The sequence below is a fragment of the Pigmentiphaga sp. MLSB6-MA01 genome (assembly GCF_058793475.1).
This window is the reverse complement of the sequence record NZ_JBXAFV010000014.1, coordinates 111,060-122,800: the sequence shown is the minus strand read 5'-3', so window position 1 is coordinate 122,800 and position 11,741 is coordinate 111,060. Positions and strand designations below refer to the sequence as shown.

Here is an 11,741-nt window from a genome sequence, read left to right as displayed (position 1 = left end):
GGGCGCCCGTCCGCCTAGGTCTGTTCCACGACGCGGCCGTGTTCGAGCGTAAGCGTGCGATTGCACAGCCGCTCGACGGTGCCACGGTCGTGCGATGCGATCACGAGGATGGACGATTTCGCCACGATGGACTCCAGCCGCTGCGAGGCCTTGGCATTGAATTGCGCATCGCCCACCGACAGCCACTCGTCCATCAGAACGATATCGGCGCTCATGCAGGTCGACACCGAGAAGGCCAGCCGCAGTTGCATGCCGCTGGAATACGTCCTGACCGGCATGTTGAGGTATTCACCAAGCTCGCTGAACTCGGCGATCTCGTCCATTTTTTCCGCGATTTCCCGAGGGGTCAGCCCCATGATGACGCCCCGCAGCACGATGTTCTCGAACCCCGTGGATTCGCCATCGATGCCCAAGGCGATATCGGTAAGCGCCACCACTCTTCCCTGGACGGAAAGCGAGCCGGATGACGGCGGGTAGACCCCCGACAGGACCCGCAGCAAGGTCGTCTTGCCGGCGCCGTTGTGCCCGAGCAGTCCGATCCGGTCCCCCGGACGAATGTCGAGGTTCAAGCCATCGATGGCGCGGACGGAGACCCGATGGCTGGCGTCCGATGCAATCCGGCCCCCCGTGCTCGCGCTGATGATCGCTTTCTTCAGCGAGCGGTGCGAGGCGTTGTAGATCGGGAATTCGACCGACAGGTTTTCGGCACGAATATGTACTGACATGCTAGATCCAATAAGCGACACGATGCCGCGTACGCGCAAACAGCCAGCACGCGCATCCCGCGGATACCAACCACAGCCCCAGGGCCGTCATCCAGTTCACCATGGACGGGACTTCGCCCAGCAGCGGCATGCGGGCCACATCGAGCAGATGGCTGACCGGATTGAGCTGGGCAACCCATTGATGCTGGGGAGGAAGCGTGCTGGACTGCCACATGATGGGCGTCAGGAAGTAGGCGACCGTGACCAGATTCTGCACGACTGGAATCATGTCCCGATACCGGGTGCAGATGATGGCGAAGATGAACGACACATTCAGCGTGATGGCGGCCAGACAGAGAAAACCCGGGATGGCAAGCAGGGACACCCAGCCCCAGCCATTGCCCACGAAGGTCACCACCAGGATGACGATGATGAAGTTGTGGAGGAAGATGATGAAGTTCCGGCAGAGCAGCCGCAACACATAGGACGGATAGGGCAGCCGCGTCTGCTTGATGAGGCTTTCGAACTGGGTGAAGCCCGTCGTCGCCTCGTTCAACTGCATGGCGATGAAAGTCCAGATCACGTTGCCTGCCGCGAAATACGGCAGATATTCGTGCAGGTTCATCTTGAAAAGCGTGGCCCACAACAGGCCCAGCGTACCGATCAGGATCGCGGTGCTGATCGTGAACCAGAACGGGCCAAGCACCGAGCGTCGATAACGCTGCTTGATGTCGTACCAGGCGAGCAGCGCCCATAGGTGAGGCTTGCGGACCGTCTCGACGAGCTCATGCCGCATGCTATGAAAAAACATTTGGAACCTTGACGAGTATTCGAGATAAACGAGTAATCAATTGCGGCCGTAGATGTCGGCAAACCGGACGATATCGTCCTCTCCCAGGTATTCGCCGCTCTGTACCTCGATCATCACGAGATCGATGATGCCCGGATTTTCCAGCCGATGCTTGTGGCCGGCTGGAATATAGGTGGATTCATTGCTGTTCACCAGGAATGTGTCATCGCCGTTGGTGACGCGCGCAACGCCGCTCACCACGATCCAGTGTTCGCTTCGATGATGGTGCATCTGCAACGAGAGCGATTGCCCGGCATGCACGACGATGCGCTTGATCTTGAAGCGCTCGGCCTCCTCCAGGACCGTATAGGTGCCCCAGGGTCGATGAACGGTACGATGGATCTGGTAGGCGTCATCGCCCCGCTCCTTGAGCTGGGCCACGACGCTCTTGATGTCCTGCAATTTGTCCTTGCGGGCGACCAGCAGGGCGTCGGGCGTATCGACGATGACGAGGTCCTTGAGGCCTATCGCACCGATCACCCGGGCGTCGCTATGGACATAGCAGTTCTCGGTATCGACCGCGATGACGTCGCCGTCGACCTGGTTTCCCTTGCCATCACTCGGGAACAGATTGCCGAACGCGGCCCAGGAACCGATGTCGCTCCAGCCGATGTCGCAAGGCACGACCGAAGCCCGCCCCGTCTTTTCCATGAGGGCATGGTCCACGGAAATGTCGGGCGCCTGGGCAAAGGCCTTCTCGTCCAGCATGATTTGCCATTCGTGCTGGCCCTCCAGCGTGCGCCCTGCCGCCAGGCTCTGCTCGGCGGCCTGCCAGGCATCGGGGGCATGCTGCTTCAATTCTTCCTCCGCCACGTCCGCGCGCACACAGAACATGCCGGAGTTCCACAGATAACGGCCGCTGGCGAGAAACTCCTGCGCACGGTCGAGCGACGGTTTTTCCACGAATCGCAGCACATCCGTCCCGGAGGCCTCGATATAGCCGTACCCGGTCTCCGGAGACTCGGGGCGAATCCCGAAGGTCACGATCCTGCCAGCTTCCGCCAATCGAGTCGCTTGCTCAACGGCTTGCTTGAACGCGGGAAAATCCTGGATCAGGTGATCAGCGGTAAGGAACAGCAACACTTCCTGCGCCCCGAACCGCCGGGAGACCGCGGCTACCGCGGCCGCGAAGGCGGGCGCGGTATTGCGCCCCTCGGGCTCGAGGAGCATCCCGCATTCGATCTGGGGTTGTCCCAGGGCCCGGTATTCGTCCATCGTCTTGAACGACAGCACCCGGTTGGTGACCGTGACGACCCGGGAAACGCCGTCCAGCCCGATGGCCCGCCGATACGCCTTTTGGAGAAAGCTTTCGCCATCCGCCAGACGAATGAACGGCTTGGGATGCAGTTCCCGAGACACCGGCCACAGGCGCGTACCCTTGCCTCCGGAGAGGATGATTGGAACAAGACCCATCTGGCAGTAGTCCTAGAAGACGAAGAAAAAGCCCGACACGGTGCCGGCCAACGGCGAAGCCGCAGTTTAACCCGGCTATCCCGCTCATCCACGGGAATACCCGCGCTTTTCGTTACAATGCCCACGCGCCCGTCCGGTATGGTGAGCGTCATGTCATCCAGCCTTCGAGGTCACTCCTTGCAGCGAGCTTCCAGCCCGTCCCTGCTCGTCACAGGCGGTGCCGGCTACATCGGCCCCCATACCCTGATCGAACTCATCCAGGCGGGCTATCGCCCGATCGTCCTCGATGATTTCTCGAACGGTTCGGTACATGCGCTCAAGCGCATCGAATCGCTGACCGGCCATGCGCTCGAGGTAGTCGAAGGTGACGTCAGGGATGGCGCCCTGCTGGATACGGTGTTCCGCCAGGCCTCGGCACGCGGAATCCCCATCCAGGGGGTGGTGCACTTCGCCGGCCTGAAAGCCGTGGGCGAGTCCGTCGCCGCGCCTCTAGCGTACTACCAGACCAATGTCACCGGCACGCTGACACTGCTCCAGGCGATGGACCGGGCGCAGGTCCGCACCATCGTCTTCAGTTCGTCCGCGACGGTTTACGGTGTTCCGCGCGAACAGCCGTACACCGAAGGTCATCCGATCGCGCCGGTGAATCCGTATGGCCAGACCAAGGCCATGGTGGAACAGATCCTGCGAGACTGGTGCGTGGCGCATCCCGAGCGGCGAGCCATCTGTCTGCGATATTTCAATCCCATCGGCGCCCATCCCAGTGGAATGCTGGGTGAGGCGCCCCAGGGCATACCCAACAATCTTTTTCCATTCATCACCCAGGTTGCCATCGGCAAGCGCCCGCACCTGAACATCTTCGGCAAGGACTACCCCACTGCGGATGGAACCGGGGTACGCGACTACATCCATGTCGTGGACCTGGCCGTCGGCCACGTCAAGGCGCTGGAGCACGCACAGGGAACGACCGGCGGCTTTGTCGCGATCAACCTGGGTACGGGCCGTGGCACCAGCGTGCTGGAGCTGCTGCACACTTTCGGTACGATCTGCGGCCGGCAGATACCCTACGAATTCCACCCCCGCCGCCCGGGCGACATCGCCGAATGCTGGGCCGACCCCTCCACCGCCGAGACCCTGCTCGGCTGGAAAGCCACCCGCACCCTCGAAGACATGTGCGCCGACGGCTGGCGCTGGCAATCCCGGAACCCGAACGGCTACGAGCCCTGACCGCCCCTACCCCGCCAGCAACGCCCCCGCCCCCGGCGCCACCGCCTCCAGCCCCAATCTCTCCAGCATCCCCCTGACCGTACACACCGCCGTCGACACCACCGGCACCTCCAGCCTGTCCTGCACCACCTGGATCGCCGGCAGCGACGGCATCTGCACGCACGCCGACAGCACCACGGCGTCGACGCCGCGCGTGTTCAGCGTCTTCACGTCCTCCACCAGCCGCATGGGATCGCGCCGGCCGACCTCCAGGTTATCGGGGATTTCGAAGCACTTGGCGTCGATCACCTCGATGCCCTCGTTCTCGATGTACTTCACGACGAGGTCGGTCAGCGGGCGCATGTAGGGAGCCATGAGCGAAATGCGTTTGGCGCCCAGCCGGTGCAGCCCCTCGACCAGCGCGCCGGCCGAGGTCATGACGGGCGCGTCGCAGTGGTTGGCGCGCGCGACCTCGGTCAGCTCGCGTTCGGTCTGGCGGTGGTAGCCCAGGCCCATGGCCATGATGGCCACCAGGCAGGCGGTGCTCATGACATCCACGCGGGCGTCGGCCAGTTCGGCGGCGCAGCGCAGGCCTTCGCGGTTCATGGCCTCGAGTTCTTCCTTGGTGACCTTGTGCATGCGCATGCGGCTGGAATGGAAGGTGAAGCGTTCGGGCCGGATGGCCTCGCGGGCACGCAGCATGGCGGGGATTTCCGTCTCCATGGTGGTGTTGGAGCTGGGGACGATCTGGCCGATGCGATAGAGGCGGGATGTCATGGCGTTTCCTGCGCGGGTTCAGTCGAGGGTGATGTTGGCGAGCTTGACGACGGATTCGAAGCGCTGGGTGTCGGCCTTGACGGCCTGGGCCAGGTCGGCGGCCGAGGCGGGCCAGGCTTCGAAGCCGAAGGTGTCGAATTGTTTGCGCACGTCGGGCTCGGCCACGGCCTTGGCGACGCCGTTGTTGATGGCGTCGATGGCGGCCTTGGGGGTGCCCTTGGGCGCGAACAGGGCGACCCAGGTCTTGAGTTCGAAGTTGGCGGGGCCGCCGGCCTCCGAGACGGTGGGAATGCCGCCATACAAGGCCAGGCGCCTGGGCGCGGCCAGGGCCAGCAGCTTGACCTTCTTGGCCTGGTAGAGCTGGGCCACGGTGGCGGCGGTGCCGAAGGCCCAGTCGACTTCGCCGGTGGCGACGGCGGTATAGAGCTGCGGCAGTTCCTTGAACGGCACGTGGGTCATGTGGGTGCCGGTCTGGGTCTGGAACATGGAGGCGCCGATGTGGGCGACGCTGCCCAGGCCCCAGGTGCCGTAGGTCTGGTTGCCGCCCTTGGCCTTGGCGTCGGCGATGAGGTCGGCGACGTTGTTCCAGGGCGACTTGGCCGAGACGACGATGAAGAAGTTGGTGGTGTAGACGGGCGAGGCCGGCTCGAAGTCGGCGACCGGGTCGAAGGGCAGTTTCTTGTACAGGTGCGGGTGCAGCGTCATGTGCGTGTTGTCGACCACGACCAGGGACAGGCCGTCGGGCGCGGCGCGCTTGACGTCGCCGATGGCCAGCCAGCCGTTGGCGCCGGGCTTGTTCTCGACGATGAGGGGCTGGCCCCAGGTCTTGGACAGTTTTTCGCCGACCAGGCGGGTGACGGCGTCGGGACCGCTGCCCACCGAGTAGGGCAGGACGACCCGCACGGGCTTGGCGGGGTAGGCGGGGGCCTGGGCAGCGGCTTGGCCGGCGCCCAGGACCAGGAGCAGGGCGGCGGCGCCGCGCAGGATGGTTTTCATGGTGTCTCCTCGTGGTTTGTTTCGTTGGCGTGGAAATCAGGCGGGCGCGGGCGCGCGCTGGTGGCAGGACAGCGCCTCGCACGCGGACGCGAAATGCGGGTCGCGCAGTTTCAGGTCGTCGTGGCTGACCTGGCCGGTGCGCCGCATGTAGTCGTAGGCGAACGAAACCGGGTCCAGGTGCATCTTGTCGGCGACGTTCTCGTACCAGTCCAGGCTGCGCGCCGCGGCGCTCTGGAAGCTGGATGAGGCGGGCCGGCGCTGGGTCTCGAAGGCGGCGAAGGCGGCCGGGAGGTCGCCGGGATGGCGGACCAGCCCCTGGTGCAGGGCGATGGCGTCCTGCATGGCCATGCGCGTGCCCGACCCCAGCGAAAAGTGCACGGTGCGCAGCGCATCGCCCAGGAGGACGATATTGCGGTGGGTCCATTGTTCGTTGCGGACGATATTGGCCTCGAACCAGAGCGAGCGGTTGGTCAGCAGCTCGTTGCCGCCCAGCTCGGGGCGGAAGACATCGGCGCAGTAGCGGCGGCTATCGTCCTCGCTCGCTTCGTGCAGGCCGGCGCGCTGCCAGGTGTCGGGGTCGACCTCGACCAGGAAGGTGCTCAACTCGGGGCTGTACTGGTAGCTGTGGGCGATGAACACGCCGTGCGGCGTTTCGCGGAAGATGAGCGAGACCGGGTGGAAGCGCTGGCGGGTGCCGTACCAGGCGAATTTGTTGCGCCGCTTCTCGAAGCTGGGCTGGAACCGGTCGGCGAATTGCCTGCGCACGGCGCTGTTGCCACCGTCGGCCGCCACCACCAGGTCCACTTCCCCGGCCAGCACGGACACGTCGTCGATCCGGCGGTTGTATTCGATCTTGACGCCCTCGCGCCGGCAGGCGTCTTCCAGCACGCGCAGCATGTCGATGCGGGCGGTGCGCGAGAAGTGGTTGCCATGGACCTGGACGTGGGTGCCGCGATGGACGATCTCCATGTAGTCGCAGCGTTCGTGGTGGGCCACGAAGGCCTTGAAGAACGCGGGATCGGCCTCTTGCAGGAAGGACAGGCCGACGTCCGAGAACACGACGCCCCAGCCGTAGGTGGCGCCGGCGGGGTTCTGTTCGTAGACCTGGATCTGGTGGGACGGATCGTGCTTCTTGGCCAGCAGCGAGAAGTACAGGCCGGCGGGACCGGCTCCGATGACGGCGATTTTCATGATGCAAGGCTCCCTGCCGTCGCGGCTGCGCCGCAGGCGGCCTGATAAGAGGTCAAGGCGTCGCGCAGCACGTCGGGCACGGGAATGGCCCGGCGCTCGCCGCGCGGAACGCAGATGGGGGTCAGCCTGGAGACGAAGGCAATCTGGCCGGTGGCCGTGGTGGCGGTCAGGTCCAGCACATAGGTCTGCGTGCGGATGTCCGCGACGGCGACGCGGATGTCGATCTCGTCGTCCGGCCACAGCGACGTGCGGAAATCGAAGGACAGCGCGCGGCTGGGCGTACCGAAGCCGAACTCGTCCTTGATACGCTGGGGAGTCGAACCGAACAGCATGCCGTAGAAGAGTTCGACGGCGGAGATGACGTATTCGCCGAAGGTCACGGTGTAGACCACGCCGGCCGGGTCGCAGTCGCCCCATTTGACGCGGCGGCGCACGACGAAGGGAGTGGTCGAGAGCACGTATTCGGTGCTGGTCATGCCGGCCTCCCGGTTGCGGGATCCTGGCCGTCCGCGCCGGTCTCGGCCGCCAGCTTCTCGGCGATCATGCGCTTGAGCGCGGGCTTGTCCAGCTTGCCGACCTTGGTCACCGGAAAGGCGTCGATCACTTCGACCCGCTCCGGACACTTGTATTTGGCCAGGCCCTGGGCGACCAGGAAGTCCGCCAGCTCCCTGACCCGCGGGGCGGCCTGTCCGGGACGCGGCACGATGTAGATGCAGCCCTTCTCGCCGTAGACGGGGTCCGGCATGGCCACCAGCCGCGCCTCGGCCACGGCCGGATGCGCGCCCACCAGCCCTTCCACCTCTTCGCAGCCGATCTTCTCGCCGCCGCGGTTGATGTTGTCGCGCAGCCGGCCTTCGAAGGTATAGCAGGTGACGCCGTCCACCACGTGGGCGGTCATCATGTCGCCGGTGCGATAGAAACCGTCCGAGGTATAGGCCTGGGTGTTGGCCTCCGGCGCGTTGTAGAAGCCGGGCAGCGTGGAGGGCCCGCGAAAACACAGTTCGCCCATCTGTCCAGGCGCCACCGGCTTTTCCGAATCGGGCTCCAGCAGCCGCAGCTCGTCCTGCGGGCAGCCGGAGCAGCCCTGGGTCTGGTGGCGCCGGGAGATCGGCGCGTCGGCGGGCGATCCCAGCAGCAGGCCTTCGGTGATACCGAACAGGTTCGAGCACGGCACGCCCAGGTGCGCCTCGAGGCGGTCGGCGCGGCTCATGGTGATGAACAGGCGCAACGATGCCAGGTCGTGGCGGGCCAGGTCCGGGTAGGTCATCATCTGCGGCGCGATGGGACCGATGGACACCGCATGGGTGACCCGGTGCAGTTCGATCAATTCCAGCATCCTGGCCAGCTCGACGCGCGGCATGAGCACGGCGGACGCGCCCATGGCGAACACCGGCATCAGCACGTATACCTGGGCTGCGTTGTGCAACAGCGGCAAGGCCCACATGTAGCGGTCGGCCTCGGTCAGCTTGTACATGCCGGCGCAGGCCAGCGAATGTCCGAGGTACTCGCCATGGAAGCGGGGAATGACCTTGGGCACGCCGGTCGTGCCGCCCGACAGCTGGAAGCTGAGCACGTCGCCCAGTCCCGGCGGCGCCTCGGCCAGGCGCTTGCGCGCGGCTTCCAGCGGCATGCCCTCGATCAGCCCGCGCAGCGACGCCCCGCCCTCGCCCGCCGGGCCGCGGGCGACGATCAGGTGGCGCAGCGTCTGGCTGCCCTCGGCCATCTTGCGGGCAAAGGCGGCCAGGTCGAAGCTGGGATGGAAATCAGCCTGCACGAAATATCCCCGCGCCTGCGTCTGCCGGATCAACTGGCCGATTTCCAGCTCGCGGTGCTGGGGCAGCGAACAGACGGGCACGACCCCCGCCTTGTAGCAGGCCGCCAGCGCCAGCACCGTCTCCAGCGTGGTGCCCATCTGGAAGATGGCGCGATCGCCGGGCGCCAGGCCGATCTCCAGCAGCGCCGCCCCCAGCCGTTCGGACTGCTCGTCCAGTTCCTGGAAGCTCAGGCTGCCTTCGTCGGTGATGAACGCCGCCTTGCCTGGCAGGCGCCGCGCGGTGGCGCGCAAGGCATCGCCCACCGAAGACCGCATCCACGCCCCGCCGTCCAGGTAGGACGCGGCACGCTCGGCCGGATGGTAGATGACCCCTTCTATCGGGTGCCGTATGTCTTGCATGGTGGTCTCCTCCTCCGATATGTCAGTCTCTCCAGATCTCCATCGCGGCTCGATCCGCGCTCCGATCCAGGGCGCCGCGGATCCGGCCTTGCCGGTCCGCCAGCGCCGCCCCCTTGAGGGGGCGCCCGAAGGGTGTAGGGGGTGGGATTCATTCCGGAACGATACGGACGCAATCCCGGTCCAGCGTTTCTATGCGGCCCTGCACGCCGCCGGTGAACAGGCCATACCAGATGGCGGGCTTGAGTCCCAGCGTCCTGCGGCGAAACTCGATGGGACCGTCGCTCTCGATGCGGTCGTAGTCGCCCAGGGTCTCGACGCGGCAATCGACGCGGCCGCGCGCATCGTCGACGATGGCGGCGAACTCGCGCACGCGGGGCACGTAGATGCGCACCGCCGGCGATGGCCGCGCATCGCCGGACCGCACGTGCCCGGCCACCAGCCGGGCCTTGCGCGACCAGATCTCGGCAATGTCCGACACGCGCCGCTGTCCGGCCCGGGCCGCGTCCTCGGCTTCGAGCGCGGCCTGCAGCGTCAACCGCCCGTCCAGGGCATCCACCTCGGTCAACGGACGAAGCTTGTGGGTGAACTCGATGAAATAGCCGTTGGGATCGCGCACGTAGATCGACTCGATCACCTCGTGGGTCGTCTCGACCGACACTTGCAGGCCGGCATCCTCCAGCTTCTTCTTCCAGGCGCGCAGTTCGTCCTGCCCCTCGACCAGCCACGCGGTATGGGTGGCGTCGAACACGTGGTCGTCGGGCACGGGCGCCATGGCCGGGCGGTCGCGCATGGCCGCGGGCGGCTCCGAGCCCAGGTAATAGAAAAAGGCGATGGTGCTGCCCTTCCCGCTATCGAAGAAAAAATGCAGGAAGTCCGGGTGCGTGGCCGGCCCCCAGCCGCGCGCGGAGATCACGTGGATCAGCGGCAGGCCCAGGATGTCCCGATAGAACGCCACGGTCTCGCGCAGTTTCCAGGTGGGCCGCGCGGTGTGGTCGACGCCCCGCAGCGCGAGCCCGTGGGCGGACGGCGTCGCGGAAGCGGTCCCGGCGGTCTTGCCTTCCAGCGTGGCGCTGGCGTTCGGGCTGCTGCTCATGTCGTTTCCCCTTGCATATGGATGATGGTCAATGCGCGAAACGCTCGCGCAGCCAGGCGGCCAGTTGGCGGCCAGCCTCGTGGCGCCCGGGCTCCTCGCCCTCGGCCAGCGCGCGGCCATGGTGGTCGCCGCGCACCCGCAGATGGCGCTTGTCGGTGGTGGCCAGGGCGTCGTGGATGGCACGCACGTCGCCCGGGAAGCAGGCCTGGTCGCCCGTGTATTCGATGACCAGGGTGGGCTGGGCGATGGCGCCCGCGGCGGCGGCCAGGCTGGCGTTGGACGACAGGCCGGACCAGGTCGACAGCCAGCTCTCGGGGGTGCAGAAGCGCGCGAAGCCGACGGCGCCGTAGTTCGAGGCATAGGGGTCGCGGCCCCATAGCGAACCAGGATGCCGATCCGACGGATCCAGGCCGAGATCCAGGCAGCGCAGGTCGGCATCGGTGCGCCAGACCGTCATCACCGGCGTATGGGCGGCCACGCGGCGCTCGGCCTGGGAGGCATCCTCGCGGCCCTTGAGCGCCTTGCGCGCGTCCAGCCGCCGCGCGATCGACTGGCGCGCCAGCGCGTCCAGCCGCTCGACGCGGGCGCGCTGGGCCTGCCGGTAGCGCGCGACGAATCCGGGCGCGTAACGCGCCTGCCCGCCGGGACGGTAGCCATTGTCGGGATTCAGCGGATCCAGGGTGGGATCGACCGACAGCGCGTCGCCTTCATCCAGCACCGAAGGATCGATGCAGTTCATCAACAGCGCGCCCTGCCCCGGATGCGGTCCCACCAGCACCAATCCCTGGACCTGGGGCATCGCCAGCCCGGCCAGGCCGGAAGGCTTGCCTCCCGGCGTACGGACGATGCGCTCGGCGGCCAGCAGCGACGACTGCTGGACATAGAAGGAGTACAGGCCGGCGCCGCCCGAGTTGCCCAGCAGCACGATGTGGTCGAACCCCTGCCCGCGCAGGAAGGCAAGGCCGGCGGCCACGTCGTGCAGCGCGGTCTCGTGCTCCAGGCGCAGGTCGTTGCCCACCGAACGCGCGCCCTGCGACCAGGCGGCGTAGCCGGCGCCGACGATGTCGGGGATGAGGTAGTGGCAGGCCATGAATTCCCGCGGGTGCATCACGCACACCACGGTGCGGGGCCGGGGTCCTGCGGGCAGATAGAGCGAGCCGATGGTGGCGGCATCGTCGTCGGTGCGCAGGACGACGTTGCGGGTGGAGGCGCCGGCCGGAAGATCGCGGGGGTTCCAGTCGGTGTTCAAGAAGCCTGCGGTGACGTGCTGGGGGGCGTTGGCGCCGATGCTCACGATGGGTCTCCTGATGACGCGGACGGCTGCTGCAACCGTCTTTT

At 66.3% G+C, this 11,741-nt stretch carries 11 protein-coding genes; 1 reads left to right on the top strand and 10 read right to left on the bottom strand.

Annotation, left to right across the window (positions count from 1 at the left end; translation table 11 throughout):
- Positions 1–14 precede the first annotated feature (14 nt).
- Genes AC1Q6E_RS21680 through AC1Q6E_RS21670 form a run of 3 tightly spaced genes read right to left on the bottom strand, consistent with a single transcriptional unit; the run spans position 15 to position 2,967 of the window.
- Positions 15–725, bottom strand: coding sequence for an ABC transporter ATP-binding protein (locus tag AC1Q6E_RS21680; RefSeq protein ID WP_152793875.1), 711 nt, complete (start codon positions 723–725; stop codon positions 15–17).
- 1 nt (position 726) lies between these two features.
- Positions 727–1,515, bottom strand: a complete 789-nt coding sequence (locus tag AC1Q6E_RS21675) for an ABC transporter permease (protein ID WP_152793873.1) — start codon at positions 1,513–1,515, stop codon at positions 727–729.
- Positions 1,516–1,551: 36 nt separating this feature from the next.
- The gene (locus AC1Q6E_RS21670) at positions 1,552–2,967 is read right to left on the bottom strand and encodes a mannose-1-phosphate guanylyltransferase/mannose-6-phosphate isomerase (protein WP_152793871.1); all 1,416 of its coding nucleotides are present in this window, start codon (positions 2,965–2,967) and stop codon (positions 1,552–1,554) included.
- A gap of 150 nt (positions 2,968–3,117) precedes the next feature.
- On the opposite strand from AC1Q6E_RS21670, the gene galE reads away from it, so the two are divergent.
- Positions 3,118–4,194 (top strand): UDP-glucose 4-epimerase GalE, encoded by a 1,077-nt coding sequence (galE, locus tag AC1Q6E_RS21665; RefSeq protein WP_152793869.1) that lies wholly within the window; start codon positions 3,118–3,120, stop codon positions 4,192–4,194.
- A 6-nt stretch (positions 4,195–4,200) separates the two neighbouring features.
- Here the strand turns inward: galE and AC1Q6E_RS21660 are convergent, their stop codons facing one another.
- The 7 genes from AC1Q6E_RS21660 to AC1Q6E_RS21630 form a co-directional block, all read right to left on the bottom strand.
- Positions 4,201–4,950, bottom strand: coding sequence for a maleate cis-trans isomerase family protein (locus AC1Q6E_RS21660; RefSeq protein WP_492573500.1), 750 nt, complete (start codon positions 4,948–4,950; stop codon positions 4,201–4,203).
- Between the two features lie 18 nt (positions 4,951–4,968).
- A complete protein-coding gene (locus tag AC1Q6E_RS21655; RefSeq protein ID WP_152793867.1) occupies positions 4,969–5,946 on the bottom strand; it encodes a tripartite tricarboxylate transporter substrate binding protein in 978 nt (325 codons plus the stop codon).
- Positions 5,947–5,982: 36 nt separating this feature from the next.
- Complete coding sequence (locus AC1Q6E_RS21650; protein ID WP_492573499.1) at positions 5,983–7,137, bottom strand: FAD-dependent monooxygenase; 1,155 nt, start codon at positions 7,135–7,137, stop codon at positions 5,983–5,985.
- Positions 7,134–7,613 (bottom strand): acyl-CoA thioesterase, encoded by a 480-nt coding sequence (locus tag AC1Q6E_RS21645; protein WP_492573498.1) that lies wholly within the window; start codon positions 7,611–7,613, stop codon positions 7,134–7,136. Before AC1Q6E_RS21645 ends, AC1Q6E_RS21650 begins: the two co-directional genes overlap by 4 nt.
- Positions 7,610–9,310, bottom strand: coding sequence for an AMP-binding protein (locus AC1Q6E_RS21640; RefSeq protein WP_492573497.1), 1,701 nt, complete (start codon positions 9,308–9,310; stop codon positions 7,610–7,612). The genes AC1Q6E_RS21645 and AC1Q6E_RS21640 overlap by 4 nt, the downstream gene beginning before the upstream one ends.
- Before the next feature lie 148 nt (positions 9,311–9,458).
- Entirely contained in the window at positions 9,459–10,403 is a 945-nt protein-coding gene (locus AC1Q6E_RS21635; RefSeq protein ID WP_492573496.1) for a VOC family protein, read from the bottom strand.
- A gap of 28 nt (positions 10,404–10,431) precedes the next feature.
- A complete protein-coding gene (locus AC1Q6E_RS21630; RefSeq protein WP_296556930.1) occupies positions 10,432–11,697 on the bottom strand; it encodes an alpha/beta fold hydrolase in 1,266 nt (421 codons plus the stop codon).
- Positions 11,698–11,741 lie beyond the last annotated feature (44 nt).

Coding starts and splice junctions, on each gene's coding strand:
- AC1Q6E_RS21675 (WP_152793873.1), bottom strand. CDS start 1,515: ATGTTTTTTCATAGCATGCGGCATGAGCTCGTCGAGACGGTCCGCAAG.
- AC1Q6E_RS21660 (WP_492573500.1), bottom strand. CDS start 4,950: ATGACATCCCGCCTCTATCGCATCGGCCAGATCGTCCCCAGCTCCAAC.
- AC1Q6E_RS21655 (WP_152793867.1), bottom strand. CDS start 5,946: ATGAAAACCATCCTGCGCGGCGCCGCCGCCCTGCTCCTGGTCCTGGGC.
- AC1Q6E_RS21645 (WP_492573498.1), bottom strand. CDS start 7,613: ATGACCAGCACCGAATACGTGCTCTCGACCACTCCCTTCGTCGTGCGC.
- AC1Q6E_RS21635 (WP_492573496.1), bottom strand. CDS start 10,403: ATGAGCAGCAGCCCGAACGCCAGCGCCACGCTGGAAGGCAAGACCGCC.
- AC1Q6E_RS21680 (WP_152793875.1), bottom strand. CDS start 725: ATGTCAGTACATATTCGTGCCGAAAACCTGTCGGTCGAATTCCCGATC.
- AC1Q6E_RS21650 (WP_492573499.1), bottom strand. CDS start 7,137: ATGAAAATCGCCGTCATCGGAGCCGGTCCCGCCGGCCTGTACTTCTCG.
- galE (WP_152793869.1), top strand. CDS start 3,118: ATGTCATCCAGCCTTCGAGGTCACTCCTTGCAGCGAGCTTCCAGCCCG.
- AC1Q6E_RS21640 (WP_492573497.1), bottom strand. CDS start 9,310: ATGCAAGACATACGGCACCCGATAGAAGGGGTCATCTACCATCCGGCC.
- AC1Q6E_RS21670 (WP_152793871.1), bottom strand. CDS start 2,967: ATGGGTCTTGTTCCAATCATCCTCTCCGGAGGCAAGGGTACGCGCCTG.